Source organism: Brevibacterium sp. HMSC063G07, assembly GCF_001810665.1.
GTDB lineage: Bacteria > Actinomycetota > Actinomycetes > Actinomycetales > Brevibacteriaceae > Brevibacterium.
Window position 1 is genome coordinate 205604 of the sequence record NZ_KV802333.1, and the last position, 20989, is coordinate 226592.

Annotated in this window: 18 protein-coding genes and 1 tRNA gene; 9 read left to right on the plus strand and 10 right to left on the minus strand. The window is 63.7% G+C overall.

Annotated elements, in window-relative coordinates; all coding sequences use genetic code 11:
* Positions 1-93 precede the first annotated feature (93 nt).
* The 3 genes from HMPREF2757_RS03360 to HMPREF2757_RS03370 are packed head-to-tail and all read right to left on the minus strand — an operon-like array spanning position 94 to position 3325.
* Positions 94-1032, minus strand: coding sequence for a 1,4-dihydroxy-2-naphthoate polyprenyltransferase (locus HMPREF2757_RS03360; RefSeq protein WP_070573364.1), 939 nt, complete (start codon positions 1030-1032; stop codon positions 94-96).
* Positions 1022-2386: an AMP-binding protein gene (locus tag HMPREF2757_RS03365; RefSeq protein WP_083304076.1), complete on the minus strand. Its 1365-nt coding sequence runs from the start codon at positions 2384-2386 to the stop codon at positions 1022-1024. Before HMPREF2757_RS03365 ends, HMPREF2757_RS03360 begins: the two co-directional genes overlap by 11 nt.
* 21 nt (positions 2387-2407) lie before the next feature.
* Entirely contained in the window at positions 2408-3325 is a 918-nt protein-coding gene (locus HMPREF2757_RS03370) for a 1,4-dihydroxy-2-naphthoyl-CoA synthase (RefSeq protein ID WP_070573367.1), read from the minus strand.
* Between the two features lie 88 nt (positions 3326-3413).
* Here HMPREF2757_RS03370 and HMPREF2757_RS03375 point away from each other — a divergent pair, with 88 nt between their 5' ends.
* Positions 3414-4574, plus strand: a complete 1161-nt coding sequence (locus HMPREF2757_RS03375) for an o-succinylbenzoate synthase (protein WP_070573369.1) — start codon at positions 3414-3416, stop codon at positions 4572-4574.
* On the opposite strand, the gene HMPREF2757_RS03380 is transcribed toward HMPREF2757_RS03375, so the two are convergent.
* The 3 genes from HMPREF2757_RS03380 to HMPREF2757_RS03390 form a co-directional block, all read right to left on the minus strand.
* Positions 4558-5205, minus strand: a complete 648-nt coding sequence (locus HMPREF2757_RS03380) for a hypothetical protein (protein ID WP_070573371.1) — start codon at positions 5203-5205, stop codon at positions 4558-4560. The two genes, HMPREF2757_RS03375 and HMPREF2757_RS03380, sit on opposite strands and share 17 nt — an antisense overlap.
* Positions 5206-5222: 17 nt before the next feature.
* The gene (locus HMPREF2757_RS03385) at positions 5223-6719 is read right to left on the minus strand and encodes an alpha/beta hydrolase (protein WP_070573373.1); all 1497 of its coding nucleotides are present in this window, start codon (positions 6717-6719) and stop codon (positions 5223-5225) included.
* A gap of 115 nt (positions 6720-6834) precedes the next feature.
* Positions 6835-7803 carry a CPBP family intramembrane glutamic endopeptidase gene (locus HMPREF2757_RS03390; protein ID WP_176745875.1) on the minus strand — a complete coding sequence of 323 codons (969 nt, stop codon included), beginning with the start codon at positions 7801-7803 and terminating at the stop codon, positions 6835-6837.
* Between the two features lie 34 nt (positions 7804-7837).
* On the opposite strand from HMPREF2757_RS03390, the gene HMPREF2757_RS11855 reads away from it, so the two are divergent.
* Positions 7838-9748, plus strand: coding sequence for a thiamine pyrophosphate-binding protein (locus HMPREF2757_RS11855; RefSeq protein WP_070573379.1), 1911 nt, complete (start codon positions 7838-7840; stop codon positions 9746-9748).
* Positions 9749-9822: 74 nt separating this feature from the next.
* Here the strand turns inward: HMPREF2757_RS11855 and HMPREF2757_RS03400 are convergent, their stop codons facing one another.
* Positions 9823-11166 (minus strand): isochorismate synthase, encoded by a 1344-nt coding sequence (locus HMPREF2757_RS03400; protein ID WP_070573381.1) that lies wholly within the window; start codon positions 11164-11166, stop codon positions 9823-9825.
* A gap of 87 nt (positions 11167-11253) precedes the next feature.
* On the opposite strand from HMPREF2757_RS03400, the gene HMPREF2757_RS03405 reads away from it, so the two are divergent.
* The 3 genes from HMPREF2757_RS03405 (at position 11254) to HMPREF2757_RS03415 (ending at position 14430) form a co-directional block, all read left to right on the plus strand.
* Positions 11254-11961, plus strand: a complete 708-nt coding sequence (locus tag HMPREF2757_RS03405; protein WP_070573382.1) for a demethylmenaquinone methyltransferase — start codon at positions 11254-11256, stop codon at positions 11959-11961.
* Positions 11958-13280, plus strand: coding sequence for a geranylgeranyl reductase family protein (locus HMPREF2757_RS03410; protein ID WP_070573384.1), 1323 nt, complete (start codon positions 11958-11960; stop codon positions 13278-13280). Before HMPREF2757_RS03405 ends, HMPREF2757_RS03410 begins: the two co-directional genes overlap by 4 nt.
* A 79-nt stretch (positions 13281-13359) precedes the next feature.
* Positions 13360-14430 (plus strand): polyprenyl synthetase family protein, encoded by a 1071-nt coding sequence (locus tag HMPREF2757_RS03415; protein WP_070573385.1) that lies wholly within the window; start codon positions 13360-13362, stop codon positions 14428-14430.
* A gap of 45 nt (positions 14431-14475) precedes the next feature.
* On the opposite strand, the gene rarD is transcribed toward HMPREF2757_RS03415, so the two are convergent.
* A complete protein-coding gene (rarD, locus tag HMPREF2757_RS03420) occupies positions 14476-15516 on the minus strand; it encodes an EamA family transporter RarD (RefSeq protein WP_070573507.1) in 1041 nt (346 codons plus the stop codon).
* A gap of 119 nt (positions 15517-15635) precedes the next feature.
* Here rarD and HMPREF2757_RS03425 point away from each other — a divergent pair, with 119 nt between their 5' ends.
* Positions 15636-17024, plus strand: coding sequence for an FAD-dependent oxidoreductase (locus HMPREF2757_RS03425; protein ID WP_256278258.1), 1389 nt, complete (start codon positions 15636-15638; stop codon positions 17022-17024).
* A gap of 99 nt (positions 17025-17123) precedes the next feature.
* Here the strand turns inward: HMPREF2757_RS03425 and HMPREF2757_RS03430 are convergent, their stop codons facing one another.
* Positions 17124-17612, minus strand: coding sequence for a YajQ family cyclic di-GMP-binding protein (locus HMPREF2757_RS03430; protein ID WP_070573511.1), 489 nt, complete (start codon positions 17610-17612; stop codon positions 17124-17126).
* 43 nt (positions 17613-17655) lie between these two features.
* On the minus strand, positions 17656-18426 hold the full coding sequence (locus HMPREF2757_RS03435) for an ABC transporter permease (protein WP_070573389.1): 771 nt from the start codon (positions 18424-18426) through the stop codon (positions 17656-17658).
* A 105-nt stretch (positions 18427-18531) separates the two neighbouring features.
* On the opposite strand from HMPREF2757_RS03435, the gene HMPREF2757_RS03440 reads away from it, so the two are divergent.
* From HMPREF2757_RS03440 to HMPREF2757_RS03450, 3 genes are all read left to right on the plus strand, one after another.
* Positions 18532-18613, plus strand: a tRNA-Tyr gene (locus HMPREF2757_RS03440).
* A gap of 186 nt (positions 18614-18799) precedes the next feature.
* The gene (gdhA, locus tag HMPREF2757_RS03445; protein ID WP_083304083.1) at positions 18800-20137 is read left to right on the plus strand and encodes an NADP-specific glutamate dehydrogenase; all 1338 of its coding nucleotides are present in this window, start codon (positions 18800-18802) and stop codon (positions 20135-20137) included.
* Positions 20137-20928, plus strand: a complete 792-nt coding sequence (locus tag HMPREF2757_RS03450) for a glycerophosphodiester phosphodiesterase (protein ID WP_176745876.1) — start codon at positions 20137-20139, stop codon at positions 20926-20928. The genes gdhA and HMPREF2757_RS03450 overlap by 1 nt, the downstream gene beginning before the upstream one ends.
* Positions 20929-20989 lie beyond the last annotated feature (61 nt).

Consider the following 20989-nt stretch of genomic DNA (forward strand, 5'->3'; position numbering starts at 1 on the left):
GTTGCGAATGCAGCGGCACCGAAGTCAGGTATGCAGCGGCACTGAAGTCCGGTGCCGCCGATGCGACCCCAGCGGCCCATCGTCAGCTTTGAGCTAGAGGGCCAGACCCAGACTCAGGAGCACCGCGTAGACGAGCGCGGCGATGCTGGTGTGCTTGATGGCGGGCACGAGCGCATGGCCTGTCTTCTGGTGGACAACAGCGCGCACGGGCTTCATTACGAGGATGATCGAACCGACTGCCAGAAGCGCACCCGAATAGCCGCTGATGATCGGCACAACCAGTAGCGGATACGGCAAAAACACCAGCGCCAGGTACACAATGCGCGAACGGCGGTCGCCCAGCAGCACAGCGAGTGTGCGTTTGCCGGCTTCGATGTCGGTCGGAATATCGCGCAGGTTGTTGACTTTGAGAACAGCGCACGCGTAGAGGCCCACGGCAACCGCTCCGGCCCATGCGGCGGGACTGAGTCGGCCTGCCATTGCGTAGGTGGTGCCGAGAGTCGCAACGAGCCCGAAGAACACGAACACGAAGACTTCGCCGAGGGCCATGTAGCCGTACGGGCGTTTGCCGCCGGTGTAGAACCAGGCGGCAAGAACTGCGGCAGCGCCCACCAAGAGCATCCACCAGGCCGCGGACATGATTGTCAGCAGGAGTCCCGCGAACCCGGCAATGCCGAAGCAGATAAAAGCCGCCCGTTTGACCTGTTCGGGTGGGATGAGGCCGCTGGCGGTCAGCCGCAGGGGGCCCACCCGGTCGTCATCGGTGCCGCGAATTCCGTCGGAGTAGTCATTGGCGTAGTTTGAGCCGATCTGCAGCGCCAATGCCACAACGAGAGCCAGCAGGCCCTTCGCCAGCAGCGCCCAACCGTTGATGTTGTCGTCGACGGACGGGTCAACTGAGCCGATCACCAGAGCGGACATGCCGCCCAGCTGGCCAAGCGCTGCACCGGCACCGAGGACAACGGGTGCGAAAGCCAAAGGCAGCGTCCGAAGCCGCGCTCCGGAAATCCACAGCTGCGTTCTACTCGCCACGTTTGTCCGTCCTCATGTCTGTTGAATCTTCTGCTGGCAAGCCGGTCGGTTCTGTCCGGGCTGCCGGTTCCGGCCCAGCTTCTGCCGAGTCCGACTGGGCCCCTTCTCGCAGCATCTGCGCTGCCAGTCGGCGTGCTGCTGCACGGTCGGGTTTGCCTATCCCCTTGGCTGGAATCGCCTCGACGGGAAGCACCCATCGGGGGATTTCGGCAGGGCCCAAAAGCCGCTTGAATCTGCTTTTGAGCTTTGGGGCCGAGTTCCGATAGTACTCGGCCCCGGGACCGCGCACTAGGAGTGCTCCCAACTGCCCCCATTCGCGGTCGTCAACGGGCACCAGGAGAACTTCATCGATCCCGTCATCGGCCAGTTCGTCAAGCAACACGGACTCGACGGCCAGGGGCGAAACATTTGTGCCGCCTGACTGGAAGACATCGTCGACTCGCCCGGTGACGGTCAGCACTCCCGCACTGTCGAAGCGCCCCGTATCAGAGGTGAGGAATGTGCGCCGCCCGCGGTTGTCGACAGAGAAACCGGGGTCTGGTTTGGGCACGATCGAGTTCGGGCCGACCTCGACATAGCCGTCTGCAATGACGGGGCCGGACAGGGACACCCGCCCGTCGTCGGCAATGCGGATATCCACCTGTGGGAATGCGCGTCCGTCGTAGACGCAGCCGCCGCCGGTCTCAGACATGCCGTAGGTGCGGACCACGCGCAGGCCCGCCTGCCGCGCAGCTGCGGCTGTGTGCGGGTGCAGTGATGCCCCGCCGACGAGCAGAGCATCGAACCTTGCTGCCTGCGAGGCTGCCCGAGGGTCGCGCAGGATGCGGGTCAGCTGGGTCGGAACCAACGAGGCGTAGGCCGGTTCCCCCCGCCCGGAACGGAAGAACTCCTCGGCTTGGGCGGCAAAGCGCTCGGCCGTGAAGTTCCCGCGGCCGTCGAAGGGCACTGTCCCAGAGCGCAGCGAACGCAGAATCACCTGGGCACCGGCAATATGATCCGGTGCTAAGCACAGGAACCAGCGGCCCGGCCCGGACAGTGCATCTTCGGTCGCGGCGGCTGAGGCGCGCAGGGCTTCAGCTGACAGTGCCACGCCTTTCGGTCTGCCGGTCGAACCGGAGGTGAAGACGACCAGCGCCGGAGGTGTGCTTGCAGAAGCCGTCCCGGTCTCAGCTGCCCCACGGTCAGGCGAGTCAGTGCTGTAAGCGGCAGCTCCGCCTCGCCAGCTGGAGAGCGGATAGGCGGTCAGATGCCGGGCGCCTCCGCCTGGCAGCACGGCGATATGCCGGCCGGCCAGCGCGTCAGCGAACACTCGGCTGGCCTCAGCCGGGGTCGGTGAGGGAAATTCGGTGGGCACGTATGTCGGATCAGCAGCAGATCAGTAGTACCAGGGGAACGGCGTCCAGTCGGGATCGCGCTTTTCCAGGAAGCTGTCGCGGCCCTCAACGGCTTCGTCCGTCATGTAGCCCAGCCGGGTGGCTTCGCCGGCAAACACCTGCTGGCCCATGAGACCGTCGTCAACCAGGTTGAAGGCGAACTTCAGCATCCGCTGGGCATTGGGGGACTTGCCCAGGATTTCGCGGGCCATCTGCAGCGCGGCTTCTTCGAGTTCAGCGTGGTCGACGACTTCGTTGACGGCACCCATGTCGGCCATGTCCTGTGCCGAATAGGTGCGGCCCAGGAAGAAGATTTCGCGGGCTTTCTTCTGCCCGACCATCTTCGCCAGATACGCCGAACCGTAGCCTGCGTCATAGGAGCCGACATCGGCATCGGTCTGTTTGAACTTGGCGTGTTCGCGGCTTGCGATCGTCATATCGCACACCACGTGCAGGGAATGTCCTCCGCCGGCGGCCCAGCCGGGCACAACCGCAATGACGATCTTCGGCATGGTGCGGATAAGCCGCTGAACTTCGAGAATGTGGAGCCTTCCGGCACGTGCCGGGTCGACTGATTCGGCGGTGTCACCGGATGCGTACTGGTAGCCGGAACGACCGCGTATACGCTGGTCACCGCCGGAGCAGAACGCCCAGCCGCCGTCTTTGGGGCTGGGGCCGTTGCCGGTCAGCAGAACCGCGCCGACATCCGAGGTCTGGCGGGCGTGATCGAGTGCGCGGTAGAGCTCATCGACCGTGTGGGGGCGGAAGGCGTTGCGCACTTCGGGCCTGTCGAAGGCGATGCGCACCGCGCCGACGTCCGCGCCGTCTTCGTCCACGGCCCGGTGGTAGGTGATGTCGGTGAAGTCAAAGCCCTGGACTTCGCGCCAGCGGCTGGGGTTGAAGATATCCGAAACGCTCATACCCCCACTCTATTAGCTGGTGCACGCCCCGCGAGTCCCGCTGCTGCACACAACAGCGTCCAGCATCCGCGCTCGCTAGGCTGAGATTATGCCGTTTTCGCTTCCTGTTTCGGATCTGCCCGCCGATCCGCGCGAGTTCTTCACGGATATTCGTGTGGTCGAACTGCCGATGACCACCCGGTTTCGCGGCATCACATCGCGGCAGGTGTGCCTGCTGCGCGGTCCGGCCGGCTGGGCGGAGTTCAGTCCGTTTCCCGAATACGGGCCCGCGGAAGCGCGCCGGTGGCTGGCGGCGGCAGTTGAGTTCTCACTCAACGCGAGCGGTCCGGCAGATCTGCTGGAATCTGGGACTTCCGCCTCGCCAGGCTTGACTGCCTCAGCTGACGAGGCGCCGCGGACATCCGCTGTATCAGGCGGCTTGGCGGGGACTCGGGTGCCGGTCAATGGGACCGTCCCGGCGGTGGGCGCTGCCGAAGTTCCAGATGTTCTCGCCCGCTTTGACGGTGTGGGGGTCTTCAAAATCAAAATCGCCGAACACGGTGCGGCCAGCAAAGACGCTGATCTGGCGCGCACAGCGGCTGTCCTGCGCGCTGCCCCAACAGCCGGGATTCGCTTGGACGCCAATGGCAAACTCAGCGTTGAAGAAGCCGTGGAGTATGCGCGGGCACTGTGCACCCTGCCTGGTTTTGCGCAGCGGCTTGAATACATCGAACAGCCGGTTGCCGGCGTTGAGGACATGGCTCGGCTGCGGCAGCGGCTGCAGGCAGACAGTGAACTGAGTGCCGTGCGGATTGCTGCGGATGAGAACATTCGCCGGTCTGACGACCCTCTGCGGGTGGCGCAGTTGGGCGCGGCCGATCACATTGTCGTAAAAGCACAGCCGCTGGGCGGGGTCGCAGCGGCAGCGCGGATTGTGGATGCCTGCGGTCTGCCTGCGACGGTGTCGAGTGCTTTGGAATCGTCCATCGGCTTGGCCGCCGGTGCGCAGCTGGCACTGGTCTTAGCACAGCGCGGCGGGCAGGCCGAACCGTGGGCAGCGGGCTTGGGCACGGCGTCGCTGTTGGCTGCCGATGTCGTAGACAAGCCGCGAAAGCCCCGCGGCGGCACAATCAGCGCAGCCCCGATGGACGTCAGCGTGCAACTGGCAGAAGCGCACCGGGCACCGGCGGATGTTGAACAGTGGTGGTTGGCCCGCCTGGCTGCCTGCTGGAAGCTTCTGCGCCAAGCACAGGTCAGCCCAGTCGGCTGAGAATGCCGCTGATGGTCTTTGCGGCGGTCTTCGGCTTTCCGCCGTGGCTGAGAACAGCCGAGACGATCGTGTTGTCTTTTGCGGCGGCGATATTGGTGATGGTCAGCTTCTGCCCGTGGAAGTCGACTTCGGCGGATGCCGACACGGCGTCGTCTGCCCCGTCGATCGTGATGTCGTCGACGGTGACAGAGGTTTCGACGGTCTGATCGGCGAATTTCACCCGAATGGTTGAGCAGTCCTGGGCCGCTTTGCGTGCGTTTTCTACTATGGGAGCCAGGTCCGTGCCCTCGGCATTGGCGGCTGCGAAGTAGGACGCCGAATCGGTTTTTGCGCTCAGCCCGGTGTCAGTGCCGAGGTCTGCGCCCTGCGTGGCGTCAAGCAGCACCCGGCAGTTTTCCGGTTCGACGGACGCGCTTTCGAGCAGCTGTGCCGGGTCCGCGTTTTCGGGGCTGACTTCGGCAGGCTCCATACCAGCCGATTCCATGGACCTGCGCAGGTCTTCTGTTGAGTGCATGCCCTCTGCTGCGCCCTGTTCGGCGCTGCTGTCCGGATCTGTCTGCTGGCCATCGGCTTGGCTGCACCCTGTCAGCGCGAGTGCGGATAGTGCCAGACCTGCTATGAGCCGCTTCATCCGGTTCCCTTCTGTTCTCAGCCGCCTCTTTTCGGCAGCGCCTTGGGCTTGCGTGAACTTTCTATGGTCGCAGATCTGTCTGAGTCTTTTCTCTGCCCCCTGATGATGACTTCGGTGACCGCCGCCTGGCCCCACGTGCGAAAGTGCTTTGTCCGACTGCCGGGCACGATGGGATCGTGTAGCGCCGCACCCATCTGACCTGTGATTGAGATGGCTCCCGAGGCGTCGGCCCGGGTTGTGTACGGGTTGACTCCCAGCGGGCTTCTGACGGTGATGGATGCTTCCGCTCCGGGCATGAACATGGCAGGTGAGGTCACTCGGAAGGTTCCGGCGCCGTTGAGGGTGAAGCCGCTGGGGCTGACGTCGCCGAAGGTGACGATTTGGGGTCGGCGCCTGGAGATCTCGACTTTCCATCCGTAGATTTCGAAGACCGGCAGGCCGCTGATGAACGTAAACGGCGACCCGTCGGCAACGCTCGTCCAGAACCGCGGGCGGGGATCGCGGGTGGGTGATGCGCTGGGACTGCGGTCGAGCCCGGCCTGCACGGCGTGGGCCAGCCACGCTTTGAGTTCGCGCTGCCAGGCAAACCAGTTGTGCATTCCGGTGTCCCGCGGTGCCCACGCGTGTTTTATGCCCAGTTCGCTCAGCCGCTGGGCAAAGCGGCCGCCGTGGTTGTGCAGGTGGGCTTCCATGATGTCAGCGCTCTCATCGGAATTCTCCGCATCGTCAGGGGTTCCAGAGCCCGCTGACAGCCAGATGTCGAGCCCGCGGAGGTTTTCTGCGAGGTCGTAGGGCGAATTCGCTTCCCACCGGGCGTCACCGTCTTTGAAAGATCCGAAGAGCGAATCCGCCGGTGCTCCCGCGCGCATTGCGAGGATCTGAAACAGCGGGGGAGCGGCCTGCGGGATGAGCGGAGACGAAAACGCGGCGGCGGCAGCGTAGAGATCGGGCCGCCAGGCGGCGTATTTCATAGCCCCGTAGCCGCCCATGGACAGCCCGGCGGCCACCCGCAGTTCGGGGCAGGTCGAATAGAGGTCGCCTATCAGCATCGGCAGTTCGCGGATGTGGAACTCCGGCCAGTCTTCGACGTCGCCGGGTGCTTTTTCGTGGCGGGAGTAGACGGCCGCCCCCGCATCGGGCATGACAACGAGGAAACGACTGCCGCGCGTGTGCAGTTCAGCCCGTCCCAGGTCCGTCCAGGATCGGAAATCGTCGCCGCCGCCGTGGAAAAGGAACAGGGGAACGGCGTGCTCCTGTGGGATGCCGGGCAAGAGGACGCGCACGCCGACGGTTCTGCCGAGAGCCGGTGAGTAGACGAAGAACTCGCGCAGGCGGCCAGAGAGTTTGCGCTTTTCGCGCACGTGGATGTGGGCGGCTTCGAAGCCGGCCGGCTCGGGGCCGAGGAACGAGGTCGATTCGCTGTAGGCCGGGTAGAGGCCTGCCGCACTGCGGCGGGCTGTGAGTGCTCGCACCGCGCGTGCTCCGACGGACATCCGCAGACTGCGCTTGACCATGGACCACCTCCGCAACACCGAGGCTACGGCGGATGCGTGAACGGGAAGTTACGCTCGGCTTGGACTGCCCTTGGAATTGGGCTGCGGGACAGCTGTCCGCCACCGGGTGCGCATTTCAGGCCTTGGCAGCCCTTTGCTTGCGGATGACGGCTTCGCGCGGCAGGAGCGTCCGGTGTTTTCCAGCCAGCAGCAGAAGCCCGATGCCTGCCAGCAGACCGAGTGCGGCGGTGATGACAGAACCCTCAAGGCCCATCGTTCCACCGGTCAGCCACGACGATCCCGACCATTCCACCTGGAACAGGCCCACCGCCTCGCCCGTGCCGGAAACCGGAGACACGAAGACGAACGCCTGCATGAAGTTCCACCCGGCGTGAATGGCTATTGCCAACCACAGACGGCGCGTCAGGAGGTAGGCTCCGCCCAACAGCAGCCCCGCTTCGATCACAATGAAGATCGCACCGGACAGCGTGGCATCGGGGTTGCCCAGGTGCACGAGGCCGAAGATCGCGCTCGTGATGAGCAGCGACGGCACCCACCCCCACCAGGCGTCGAAGATGCGCAGGAAGAACCCGCGGAACAGCAGCTCTTCCGTAAAGGCCGGGCCCAGTCCGATCCCCAGAGCGAGGACAAAAGCAGGCAGAAGCTCATCGCGGGCAGTCAGACCGGTGATTCGGAAGCCCCCGGCGAGTGCGATCACGCCGACGGAAGTCCCGAGGATGACAAAGGCGAGGGTCAGGCCCAGAAGGAACTCCGTCACCTTGTTCTTGCCCCGCAGACCGTGCCCCGGGGCACGCGCGATAAAGCGCATGATCAGCAGGTAGAGAACGAACATGGCAGCACCGCCGGCCATAAGTCCGATCCCCAGACCGTACGACTCGGCATGGCTGCCGCCTTGTCGCGCGGAGGCGGTGTCGAGAGCCCCGATTCCGGCAATCGACGCAACAACGGCGACCGTGACCAGCTGAGCGATGACAAAGGCGACTATGCCTGCAATCAGCTGCCAGATCCGGTGAGAGTCGGGACGTTTGAAGTCCGGGATCTCCGGTGTCGGCGCGTCCGAATAGGGGCTGGGAGGGTAGACCATGATCGACATTCTAGGGTCTGGTTGAATCGGGTGCGTGAACACTTCAACTGCGACAGCCCGCACTATCGCCCTGTCTCTTATTCGCCGCGGTCTTGAGCACGTTGTCATTGCCCCCGGTTCGCGTTCGGCACCGCTGACCTATGCCTTTGCGGAACTTGCCGATGCAGGTCTGGTGAATACCCACGTGCGCATTGACGAACGCGATGCGGCGTTCTTTGCGCTTGGGCTGGCAAAGGGGCTGCGTCGGACGGCCGTTGCCGATGCGTCTGTTCGGGCTTTCGGCGGTGCGGCGGCTGCGGGTGTTCGCGGTGCGGAACCCAGTGCCGTCGCGGGCGGGGTCAGTGGCAGCACCTCCCCGCAGACTCCGGGGCTGGTCGCTGTTCTCACGACTTCGGGGACAGCGGTGGCGAACCTGCACCCGGCTGTTCTGGAGGCTTCGTATTCGCAGCTCCCGCTGCTCATCCTCAGTGCTGACCGGCCCGAGCGCCTGCGCCGGACCGGGGCCAATCAGACGATCGACAGGCAGTCGCACGTGCTCGGCGATGTTCGTCTGCGCTTTGATGCGCCTGCAGAACCTGACGAGGCGTCGCTCACCGCCTCCGTACACGCTGCGGTTGCCGCTGCGGTCGGTTCGGAGGGGGCGGGTGCGGGTATGAACGCCCCGTACGCCATGAGTTCGGGGCTGCGTGGACTGTCCACACCGGGGCCGGTCCAGTTCAACGTGCAGTTCGACGGTGAGCTCACGCCGAAGCCCGAAGACATGCCCTGGAGGCCCGAGGTCGGCGAGGCCAATCGCCTTGAACACCGTCCGCACGTGCACGCGGGATTCGCGCAGGCGCTGGAAATGCTCAGCCGCCCTGGAACTGTTCTGCTGGCCGGCAGTGATTGCGACTTCGGTGCGCACCGAGCAGGGGAACTCGCCGTGGCCTTCGGAGTCCCGGTGTTTGCCGAACCGTCCTCACCGCTGTTCCACCTGTCGGTGCCCGGCCACCCGGGCGTTCTCGACGATGACCTTGCCGAATCCATCACCGGGGTTGTCCGCACCGGCAGAATCACCCAGTACCGTCAAGACCAGCGGCTGTTGGCGAACCTGCCGACGGCAGAAATCCAAACGGACCTCGACTGGGCTCCCGCAGATGAATACGGTTCGTACTTGGCTTCGGCCGGGCTCACCGGCCAGACACCAGATGCTGATGCGAAGCGGTGGGGTCGCACCGCTGCATCCGAATCGCATATTCAACGGGCTGCGGGAGTGCGCGAAACCCTGCTGGGCCGCACCACCGGCGTGATCGCAGGCCAGCCGACCGTCACCTCGGAAGTCCGCTCGCAGCACCGTGAGGCGGCCGCCCAATGGCACGAGGTGCCGCCGACCCCAGCAGAACCGCCCGCCGGAGTGTCTGCTGTCGCTGCGATTGTCGGTGCTGCCGCCGAGAACGCAGCCGAACACGGCACCGTCGCCCAGATCTTCCTCGCAAGTTCCAATGCGGGCCGCTACGCTTCTGCGCTGGCTGGGAACGAGGCTCTTGGGCGTGTGCAGATGAGCGCCAGCAGAGGGCTGGCCGGGATCGACGGGTTGATTGCCACGGCTGCCGGTATGGCGCTGACGGGACCCGTGTCGAAGCAGTGCCCGCTGCGTTTGATCATCGGGGATGTCGCAGCCCTGCACGACGTGGGAGGGCTGCTGCGCGAAGGCGGAAGCGAGAATCTGCCCGCCCTGCAGATCTTCGTCCTCAATGATGACGGCGGAGCCATCTTCGGCGGTTTGGAGCACGGCGCCGGGCACCTGAGACGTCATTTTGCGCGGTACTTCGCAACACGCCACGGGCGCAACTTCCGGGCGCTCGCCGAAGCCTACGGCTGGCCGTACCAGCAGGTGGCGGCCGAAGATCTGCTTGCTGCGGCAAAGGCCGGCAGTGCGGGGCTTTTTGAAGTCCCGCTGGTCTGAGCGTCTGGACTGAGCCCTGGCCCGGTGGGGTGGGCGTCCTCCCGCCGGGGTGCCCTGCTGGCGGCGAGCGGCGCTTACGGGCGACTGACGCCGAGCGCCTGGAGCATAGGGCCGAGCTTTGCCCACGATTCTGCAAGTTCGGACTGCGGGTCTGAATCGGGCATGATCCCGCCGCCTGCCCACAGCCGAATGCGGGTGCGCGACTCCAACTGTCCGCAGCGCAGCGCAATGCCCAGCTGGCCGTTGCCCGCACCGTCAATCCATCCGACCGGCCCTGCGTAGCGACCGCGGTCGGCCCCTTCAATGCGGGCGATTTCGCGCATCGTCTCATTGCGCGGCACGCCGCCGACAGCTGCCGTGGGGTGAATGCTCTTGGCCAGATCGATGATCGACGGGCGGTCTTTCGGTCTGCCGGACGGGGAATCGAGAGTGCCGTGAGCGTCGGTGGCCAAGTGAATGACATTGGGCAGGGTCAGCAGATAGGGCTGTTCGTCTACGTGCAGGTCACTGCTGTAGGGCCGCAGGCTCTCTTCGAGTGAGTGCGTGGCGTAGATGTGCTCCTGGGAGTCCTTAGCACCGGCAAGCTGCTGGCGGGCCTGCGCAAGTTCCGCCTGGGCGTCATCGCGCACCTGGTACGTGCCGGCGAGCACGCGGGAGCGCACAACGCCATCGTGAGCACCCACCAGAAGCTCCGGTGTTGCGCCGATCATGCCGGCCACATTGAACGTCCACGTGGCGGGGTAGTCGGCGTTGAGCGCTCCGAGCACCGCCCGAACGTCGATGTCGCGTGGCGTGTCGACTACAGCGTCGCGGGCCAGGACGATCTTCTTGAACCGGCTGCCGGGTGCCCGCATGAGTGCGACCGCGTCGGACACATTGCGGATGTGCTGCTCCTGGCTGATGCGGCCCTCGTGCAGCGAGGCACCCGCAACGGGGCTCAGCGCTGTTGATTCGAGCGTGAAGTCGTCATCGGCGCCGTCTTCGGGGCAGATGGAGGTCAGCCACACGCGTTCGTGACGGCGGCCCATGATGAAACGCGGAATGTCGATGACGGAATCCGTGTCGGAATCATCGGCAAAGGCAATTGCGGTGAAGCCCACCAGGCCCGATCCCGGCAGTCTGACCGCGTCTTCGACCTGAGCGCGCTCAGACACAGTGCGCCACTGCTGGGACAGCTGATCGAAGCGGGTGCGCCCCTCGACGGTCCCACTGCCGCTGGCGCGCAGTCGTGCTGCTCTGCCGAAGCCCACCAGACCGGAGTGCCCTCGCACCCAGCAGTTGAACGTGTCCTGGGGCAGCTGTGCCAAAAAATCCTGCACGGTTGACGGCAGACCGCCCGCAAAGGGAGCGGGAGCGTGGGGGTCGACGCCGTCGATGAACCACGAGCGCACCCGCAGGGAAACAGAATCGCTGAGCACACGGCCAGTCTAGTGAGAAGCACTGTCGTCGGCACTGGCACCGGCCCGATTGGCTCCCGGGAGGGCGGGACTGAGATTATGAGACACATGAATCGCGCTCACCTGGATAAGAACAAGGCGGATGTTGCATCGATGTTCGACGCTGTTGCCGAACGCTATGACATCACCAACGACGCCATGACCTTCGGCATTTCGCGCTGGTGGCGCGTGGAGATCACCCGATCGGTCGACCCCAAACCCGGTGAGCTCATCCTTGACTTGGCCGCGGGAACCGGTTCCAGCTCAGTGCCCTACGCACAGCGCGGAGCCACTGTCATCGCCGGTGACATCAGCGAGGGAATGCTTGAGGTGGGCCGTCGCCGCCACCCTGAAATCCAGTTCCAGTACGCAGATGCGACGGACCTTGACTTCGACGACAACACCTTTGACGTGGTCACCATCACCTATGGCTTCCGCAACGTGCAGGAACCTCAGAAGGCGCTTGCGGAAATGCTGCGTGTTCTCAAACCCGGCGGCCGACTGGTCATTGCCGAGTTCTCGACCCCGACGTTCAGCCCGTTTGCGCGGTTCTACAAGGAATACATCATGCGGGCCCTTCCTGCGGTGGCAAAAGCAGTGAGCTCGAATCCAGACGCCTACGTGTACCTGGCTGAGTCGATTCGCGCCTGGCCGGCTCAGCTTCCGCTGGCCCATATGATCCGCGATGCAGGCTTCGATCAGGTCAAGTATCGCAACCTCACCGGCGGCATCGTCGCCATTCACCACGGTCTCAAACCCGCTGGTGATGCACAGTGAAGAACGTCGATGCCGATGTCGTGATCGTCGGTGCCGGTCCCGCCGGATCTGCGGTCGCCGCCCACTTGGCACACGCCGGGCTCGATGTGGCGCTGCTGGAGAAGACGGCGTTCCCGCGCGACAAGATCTGCGGTGACGCGCTGACGCCGCGGGCGGTCAAAGAGCTCGGCCACCTGGGCTTTTCCCTGCCGGATGAGGCCGGTTGGCACCGCAATCGCGGGCTGCGCCTGATCGGCGGGGGACACCGGCTGGAAATCCCGTGGCCGGATGTGACGGGCTTTCCGTCCTATGGACTGACCCGAGCCCGTATGGACCTTGACGAACAGCTGGCCCGGCACGCCGAAAAGCAGGGTGCTGTCCTGTACCAGCAGATGTCAGCAGAAGAGCCCGTTTTCGACAAGGGTTGGATTGCGGGTATTCGCGCCGTCCCGGCAGACGTCCGGGGGCGGAAGCTGCGTTCCAACAAGGCCGGCGAAGCGGCCGAGGAAGTGTTCTTCCGTGCGCCCATCGTGATCGCGGCAGACGGGGTCAGCGCCCGCACGGCCGTGCAGATGGGGCACCGCAAGCGCGATGACCGTCCCATGGGCGTGGCAGTGCGCACCTACTACGACTCTCCGCGCCACGACGATCCGTTCATTGAGTCGTGGCTTGAGCTGCGCAGCCCCGAGGGCGAACCCATGCCCGGCTACGGGTGGCTCTTCCCCCTGGGCGACGGCACCGTCAACGTGGGACTGGGCATCCTCAACACCAGCCCGCAGTTCGGCAAGGTCAACTACCAGACGGTGCTCAAGGACTGGATCGCCGCAATGGGCGATGAGTGGGGCATCGGCGGGGCTGACGGAAGCGAGGGAATGCGCCAGCCCATCCGCTCGGCAGCCCTGCCGATGGCGTTCAACCGCACCCCGCACTTCGACCGGGGAGTCATGCTGCTGGGTGATGCTGCAGGCATGGTCAACCCGTTCAACGGTGAAGGCATCGACTACGCGTTCGAACAGGCGCGGATCGCTGCTGACATCATCAGCACCTACCGCGGGTTCCCGCAGGCTGTCTACCGGGAAAAGCTTGCTGGGTTCAGCACGGCCGTGCAGGACGAATACGGCAGCTACTTCACGCTGGGACGAGGCTTCGCCCACCTGATCGGCCAGCCCAAGGTTATGGAACTGGGACTCAAATACGGCATGGGCTCGCGATACCTGATGAATTTTGCGGTCAAACTGTTGGCTAATCTTTACGAAGACGACCCGCGGGCGCACCGCGACCTGCACGACCGGGCAGTGCACGCGCTCATCACGGCCGTACCTGCCACCTCGAATCGCTAGCAGAGTGAACGTAGACTGAGGGGTCGCAGATCCCTGCACAGCCGGACCGATTGAAAATCTGAGGAAAGAGAAGACGACGATGGCACCTTCTGGCGAGGCCAGCGCGCCCTCCGCACAGCCGGGCACCCAGCCCAAACCTGGTGCTTTCGCCGCTGTTGGCGCTGACCTGAGCGCCAACCTCGATCGTCAGCTCGAACAGGTCGAACAGCTCCTTTACGACGCGGTGCGCCAGACCGACCGCCTGGCTGACGAATCGTCCCGCTATCTTCTGTCAGCCGGCGGCAAGCGAGTGCGCCCGTCATTGGTTCTTCTGGCCGCTCAGTGGGCGGCCCAGCTGAGTCCAGAAGCGGACGCGGAAAGCTTCGATGTGGTGAAGGCAGGCGCTGTTGTCGAACTGACCCACTTGGCCACGCTCTACCACGATGACGTTATGGACGAAGCTCCCGTGCGCCGCGGCGCACCGGCTGCCCACCAGGTGTGGAACAATTCGGTGGCCATTCTCACCGGCGATGTTCTGCTTGCACGAGCGTCCAGCCTGTGTTCGGAGCTCGGTGCGCGTGCCGTTCTTCTGCAGTCGGAGACCTTCGAACGTCTGGTGCTGGGTCAGCTCAGTGAGTACACCGGCCCCGAAGACGGTGCAGACGCCGTTGAGCACCACATCCGCGTGCTGTCGGACAAGACGGGTTCGCTCATTGCCGCGTGCGGTGAGTTCGCGGTCTTGGCTGCCGGCGGTTCTGCTGAGCTCGTGGAGCCCCTGCGGCAGTACGGTGAAAACGTCGGCGTTGCGTTCCAGTTGGCCGACGACATCATCGACTTGGCCTCAGAAGAAGACGAATCCGGCAAGACACCCGGTACGGACCTGCGCGAGGGCGTGCCGACTATGCCGACGCTTCTCATTCGCCGCGAAGCTGCGGCAGGGGATGCTGAAGCGCAGCGGATCGTCGATCTGCTGGATGCTGATCTTTCATCTGACGAAGCGCTCGAAGCGGCCCGCACCGCACTCGTCGCCCATCCCGTTATGGAGGATGCTCGCGCTGAGGCTCGCCGGTGGTCGGCCCGTGCCGTAGATGCGCTGCGCGACCTCCCGGACGGGCCCATCAAGGCGGCCTTCGAACTGTTTGCCGCCGGAGTCGTCAACCGGGTCGGCTGAACCACCCCGTCCAGGGCCCCACCAGAGCTCGGGCACACCGAAGCTTCAGCCGGCTTCAGGGCCACCGGCAGTGTTTGGGGTGTTCTGTACAGCGCGCTTTGCACGGCGGGCGCGGTTGCCTGCGCGAATCGAATCAGCGCCGATGAGTGCGACTGTGACCCAGATGATGATGAATCCCCACCACTGCCCCCGGGACATGTGCTCGCCGAAGATCAGCAGCGCGGTGAGGAACTGGATGGTCGGGGTGATGTACTGCATCATGCCCACCCAGCTCAGCGGGATCCGTCGCGTGGCAGCGGAGAACAGCAGCAGCGGGATGGCGGTGATCGGCCCCATGAGCAGAAGCAGGACAGTGTGCCAGGAGCCTTCTGTGGTGAACGTGCCCAGACCGTTGGCTTCCACGACAGCGAGGATGACGATGCTGGGCAGCGTGAGGATGAAGGACTCTATTGTCAGCCCCTCCAGCGCGCCGACGCGGGAGCCGACCTTGGACTTGACAAGGCCGTAGAGGCCGAAGCTGATGGCCACCGCCAGACCCAGCCAGGGCACGATGCCCTCAGAGATTGTGATGACGAGAACCGAGACGAGCCCCAGTCCCATTGCGGTCCACTGCAGGGGCCGCAGGCGCTCGCGCAGGAAGATGATGCCAAGCGCCACTGTGATCAGCGGGTTGATGTAGTAGCCGAGCGCGACCTCGGTCACGCGGCCGGCCTGTACGCCGAGGATGAACACCAACCAGTTGATGCCCACAAAAAGCGAGGCGGCGGCCAGGGTGCCGAAGATCTTCGGTTTGCGCGCAAGGTCCCACGTGCGCTTGAGGCCGCGCGCGAAAGCCAGCAGCAGTGCGCAGAAGACCAAGCACCAAATGATTCGGTGGGCGAGGATTTCGAAGGCGCCGGCCGGGGCGGCTGCCGCAAAGATGAGCGGCATGCTGCCCCAGAACAGATAGCCGCCGATTCCCAAGATCAGCCCGTCGCGGCGGCGACGGGCTTCATCTGCGGGAAGAGCGGCAGCTGGAGTGGCTGAGCTGCTGGCGGGCGTCGTTGCGGCCGCTTGAAGTGGTGCGGATTCTGAGTCATCGGTCACATTGGCGAGTGTAGACCCGCTTGCGGAGAGGAAAGCAACTATTCGCCAATAGAGCACAGCTTCATTTCCAAAATCGCGGTGCGTACAATTGACGGTCGGATATAGGGAAAGGTGATACTTTGAGTCGTCCTCTGCGCTTGGCCATTGTCGGTGCTGGTCCGGCGGGTATCTACGCCGCTGATCTCATGACCAAAGAAGAACGTGACTTCGACGTGAGCATCGATCTTTTCGAGCGCCTGCCGGCGCCCTTCGGTCTGGTCCGCTACGGTGTAGCGCCCGACCACCCGCGCATCAAAGGCATCACGAACGCACTCATTCGCGTGATGGATCGCCATCAGCTGCGTCTGTTCGGCAATGTGGACTACGGCACGGACATCACGCTAGAAGAACTGCAGGACCATTACGACGCGGTCATCTTCTCCACCGGCTGCTTCATCGACACGAAGTTGCCGATCCCCGGTGTTGAGCTTCCGCGCTCCTACGGTGCTGCCGAGTTCGTCAACTGGTACGACTCACACCCTGACGTTTCGCAGGAATGGCCGCTGGAAGCCGAAAAGGTCGCCGTCATCGGCAACGGCAATGTCGCTCTCGACGTTGCGCGCATCCTCGCAAAGCAGGCTGATGATCTGCTCTCGACGGAAATTCCCGACCATGTGTACGAAGGCTTGAAGAAGAGCGCCGTCACCGATGTGCACATCTTCGGCCGCCGCGGTCCCGCTCAGGCGAAGTTCACCCCCTTGGAGATCCGCGAACTCGGTCAGGCAGCCGATGTCGACATTGTGGTCTACCCGGAGGACTTCGAATTCGACGAAGGCTCAATGGAGGCCATCCGCACCTCCAATCAGGTTAAACAGGTAACCAAAACCCTTACCGATTTCACACTGCGCGAAGACACCGGAGCCAAACGCCGCCTGCACCTGCACTTTTTGGAAGCACCGGTTGAAATCCTCGGCGACGAAGAGACAGGTGTGACGGCACTGCGCACGGAGCGCCAGGAACTCGACGGCACCGGTGGAGTCAACGGCACCGGCAAGACCACCGACTGGCCGATGGACGCCGTGTACCGCGCGGTCGGCTACTTCGGCACGAAGCTGCCCGGCCTGCCGTTTGATGACAAGCGCGGCGTCATCACGAACATCGAAGGCCGTGTCATCGACGGCGAATCGGTCGATGTCGCCCAGGCCGAAGATCACATTCCCGGTGTGTACACCACCGGCTGGATCAAACGCGGTCCCGTTGGTCTGATCGGCCACACGAAGGGCGATGCGCTGGAAACCATCGGCCACATCATCGAAGACTACGAAGCCGGGCGTCTGCCCCAGCCTGCCAAGCCGGAAGAAGACGCCATCGTCGACCTGCTGGCTGGCAAGGGCATCGACTACATCGACTGGGAGGGCTACCACCGCATTGAGGCTGCCGAAAAGGCTGCCGGTGAACCGCACGGCCGTGAGCGCATCAAGCTGGCCACACGGCAGGCAATGGTCGATGCGGCTATGAAGATGGCCTAGTTCAGACGAGATCTCCTGAACACAGAGGGCGAGGCGGAACTCCGCCTCGCCCTTTCTGGTCCGCTTGTCGGTGGCGCAGCCTGCGCTCATCCGAGCCCGTCAGCGGTAGTTGACGAACTGCAGGTCGACGTCGAGGTCTTTGCCCTTGAGCAGAGCGATCACCGCCTGCAGGTCGTCGCGCTTCTTCGAAGACACGCGCAGCTCGTCGCCCTGGATCTGCGGTTTGACGCCCTTGGGGCCCTCATCGCGGATGATCTTGGAGATCTCCTTGGCGGTCTTCTGCTCGATGCCCTCTTTGATTGCGGCTTCGATCCGGTACTCCTTGCCGGATGCGAAGGGTTCGCCCGCGTCGAGTGACTTCAGGGAAATTCCGCGGCGGACCAGCTTGGACTGGAAGACGTCGAGGACTGCGAGCACGCGCTCTTCCGAATTGGCCTTCATGAGCACCTTTTCGCCAGACCACTCAATCGAAGGGTCAACGCCCTTGAAGTCATAGCGGGAGTGGATTTCCTTTGCCGCCTGGTTCAGGGCGTTGTCCGCTTCCTGTTTGTCGACCTTGCTGACAATGTCAAAGCTTGAATCAGCCATGTGTGCCTCCTTGTTCGTCAACCAGTCGACCACAGTCTAAGTGTTAGGAGTCTGTGACGACGGGCTTCTTGGCGCCGGGTGCGAGTGTCATGGCAATCGTGATCGACACGACTGCACCGGCGGTGAGGATGCCCACCAGCACGAACACCTGGAAGAGCCCGGCCTCGTAGGGAGAAGACCCGCCGAACAGCGCGCCGACAAATGCGCCGGGCAGAGTGACAAGCCCCGTGGTTCGGGTGGTGTCGGTTGTCGGGACGATGGCGGAGTAGACGGCGGACCGGGCCAGGGGGCTGGTTGCCTGCCGAGGTGTCGCCCCCAGGGCGAGCCAGCCCTCGACTTCCGGCCAGCGATCGTGCAGCAGTTCGTTCAGCCTGCGCACCGTCAGCGTGGACAGGGTCATGCAGTTTCCGATGATGATCCCGCCGAGCGCCAAAAGGTACGACGGTGAGAACTCCAGGCCGCGCAGACCGAAGATCGTCACAAGAGTCACACCGGTCCCTAAGAACATGCCCAGGCCGATGACCGCGGCGGTTCTGCCGGTTCCCGTGGACCGGCCGAGTGCGCGAGCGCGCTTGAAGGCGGTCCACCAGGCAACCGAGAACATGAGCACCAGGAATGCCGCGACCCAGCCGGCTGAAGAAATGGCCCCCGTGAGAACGAAGGCGAGTACGGCCAGCTGGAGGGTGCCTCGGGCGACTGCGTACACCGGCGCCCAGGGCGCACGGATTCGGGCAGTCAGCAGAAGAACGGTCAGAACCGTCAGCAGCGCGATCAGGGCGGGGGCAGAAGACAGAAAATCAGCGGGCGCGGGCACACCGGGCAGTGTAGTCGGCAGATGCGTCGTAGAAGAGGATTTCGCTTTTCATTCTCGAACGTCTATAGTGTTACGAGTGCTCAGCCAAAAACGGAGCACAAACCCGGCAGATTGCCCGAGCGGCCAAAGGGATCTGACTGTAAATCAGACGGCATTGCCTTCGAAGGTTCGAATCCTTCATCTGCCACAGCCAAAGGCTCCGACCATGTGGTCGGAGCCTTTTGTGTACCCCCAGTTTCTGCGGCCGCGCACGGCTGTGGTCCAAATCATGGTCGCATGCACGCGAATTCAGGCAGAGGAATATTATTCACGTGAGACAGTGACAAGGTCCGGCCCGTTCGGGGTCCGATGCGAGGGGAGAAGCCGCGTGCCACTGGAAACCATTGACGACCTGCAGGAAAAGGTCATAGCCCGCAATCCAGCCGAACCCGAATTCCATCAGGCAGTCCGCGAAGTTCTCAGCTCACTGCGCGCGCTGGGCAATCGCCACCCGGAATACGCTGACGCGCGGATCGTCGCACAGATGTGCGAACCGGAACGCCAGCTGATCTTCCGCGTCCCGTGGGTCGATGACAAGGGGCAAGTGCAGGTCAACCGCGGTTTTCGCGTTGAATTCAATTCGGCTCTCGGTCCCTACAAGGGCGGGCTTCGCTTCCACCCGTCGGTCAACCTCGGCATCATCAAGTTCTTGGGATTTGAGCAGATCTTCAAGAACTCCCTGACGGGCCTGCCGATTGGCGGCGGCAAGGGCGGGGCTGATTTTGACCCGCACGGCAAATCTGACGACGAAGTGATGCGCTTCTGCCAGTCGTTTATGACTGAGCTCTACCGATATCTGGGCGAGTACACCGACGTCCCGGCCGGTGACATTGGTGTTGGATCGCGTGAGATCGGCTACCTGTTCGGCCAGTACAAGCGGATCACCAACCGCTACGAGTCCGGTGTTCTCACCGGCAAAGGGCTCTCCTGGGGCGGTTCGCTCGTCCGCACGGAGGCCACCGGCTACGGCTGTGCGATCTTCGCCGGGGAAATGCTTGCCAGCACCGGCGGTTCCTTTGACGGTGCGAAGGTCGGAGTTTCCGGGTCGGGCAATGTTGCGATCTTTGCAATCGAAAAGGTGCACCAGCTCGGTGGTCTGGCTGTGACTGCCAGTGACTCCGGCGGCTACGTCTATGATCCCGACGGCATTGACCTCGATCTGCTCAAGCAGATCAAACTCGAAGAGCGCGGCCGCATCAGCGAATACGCTGATCGCCGGGGCGGAAACGTGAAGTACGTCAAAAAAGGCTGCGTGTGGGAAGTCCCTGTCGACATTGCCCTGCCGTGCGCCACGCAGAACGAACTCGACGGCGCTTCTGCCGCGCAGCTGGTGAAAAACGGAGTGCGGGCTGTTGCCGAAGGCGCGAACATGCCGTGCACACATGACGCAGTGGGCGTGTTCGCAGATGCCGGCGTGCCCTTCGGCCCCGGCAAGGCGGCTAATGCCGGCGGTGTTGCCACCTCTGCACTGGAAATGCAGCAGAACGCTGAGCGTGACTCGTGGACGTTCGAATACACGGAGGAGCGCCTGACGCAGATCATGAAGAACATCCACGAAACGTGCCTGGCAACCGCCGATAAATACAACCACCCTGGCAACTACGCGATGGGTGCGAACATTGCAGGCTTCCGCAAAGTCGCCGACGCAATGCTGGCCTTCGGGGTGGTGTGATGTTCACGCAGTTCCTTCGGGAGCGGGGTATTGACAGGGTCCCCGGCCGAGGCGGCAAGCCGTGGGCAATTGCCCACAGGGGGTATTCCTCCGCGGCACCTGAGAACACGATGGCGGCACTCGATGCGGCTCGTGCGCTGGAAGCCGATTTCATTGAGATCGATGTGCACCTGAGTGCTGATGGCACTCCGCTGGTTCTGCACGACCCGACTCTCAATCGCACAACGGACGCATCCGGTGCGGTTGCGAGTCTGTCGGACGAACAGATTTCTTTGGCCGATGCCGGGTCATGGCTTGGGCCGGGATTTGCCGGACAGCGGATTCCGCATTTGGATGCCGTTCTGTACAGCATGTCGTTTCGCGGCGGCTGGCTGCTGCTGGAGCTGAAGGGCGATTGGGAAGCCGGGGGAGTTGCTGCGGTTGTCGACCTCATTGCGCAGCACGGAATGGCTGACCGGGTGGTCCTCCAGAGCTTTTCGCAGCACACCCTGCACAACTGCCAGGCGGTTGCCGGGCACATTCCGCGAATCCTCCTGCGGATGGTGCCCAAAGAGGGCGATGTCGAATTGGTCCAGCGGCTTGAGGGAATCGGCTATGCGCCGTCCTTCCGCGGCTTCAAATCCCGCCGCGAACTGGTTGAGGAGATCAGCGAACTTGACCTGTGCGTCAACGTCCACACCGTTGACACCCCCGAAGGCTGGGATGCGCTTCTGTCAGCTGGCGTCAGCGGGATCATCACGAATCAGCTGGGTCGCCTACAGGGCTATCTGACAGCGAAGTTCGATGTTTGAGATGCGGGCTCAACAGCTGTGATGAAGGTCTCTGCGTGATCCCTCCGTGCGGATTTTGCAT

Coding starts and splice junctions, on each gene's coding strand:
- HMPREF2757_RS03385 (WP_070573373.1), bottom strand. CDS start 6,719: ATGGTCAAGCGCAGTCTGCGGATGTCCGTCGGAGCACGCGCGGTGCGA.
- HMPREF2757_RS03390 (WP_176745875.1), bottom strand. CDS start 7,803: ATGGTCTACCCTCCCAGCCCCTATTCGGACGCGCCGACACCGGAGATC.
- HMPREF2757_RS03450 (WP_176745876.1), top strand. CDS start 20,137: ATGTTCACGCAGTTCCTTCGGGAGCGGGGTATTGACAGGGTCCCCGGC.
- HMPREF2757_RS03405 (WP_070573382.1), top strand. CDS start 11,254: ATGAATCGCGCTCACCTGGATAAGAACAAGGCGGATGTTGCATCGATG.
- HMPREF2757_RS03380 (WP_070573371.1), bottom strand. CDS start 5,205: ATGAAGCGGCTCATAGCAGGTCTGGCACTATCCGCACTCGCGCTGACA.
- HMPREF2757_RS03375 (WP_070573369.1), top strand. CDS start 3,414: ATGCCGTTTTCGCTTCCTGTTTCGGATCTGCCCGCCGATCCGCGCGAG.
- HMPREF2757_RS03430 (WP_070573511.1), bottom strand. CDS start 17,612: ATGGCTGATTCAAGCTTTGACATTGTCAGCAAGGTCGACAAACAGGAA.
- HMPREF2757_RS03415 (WP_070573385.1), top strand. CDS start 13,360: ATGGCACCTTCTGGCGAGGCCAGCGCGCCCTCCGCACAGCCGGGCACC.
- HMPREF2757_RS03370 (WP_070573367.1), bottom strand. CDS start 3,325: ATGAGCGTTTCGGATATCTTCAACCCCAGCCGCTGGCGCGAAGTCCAG.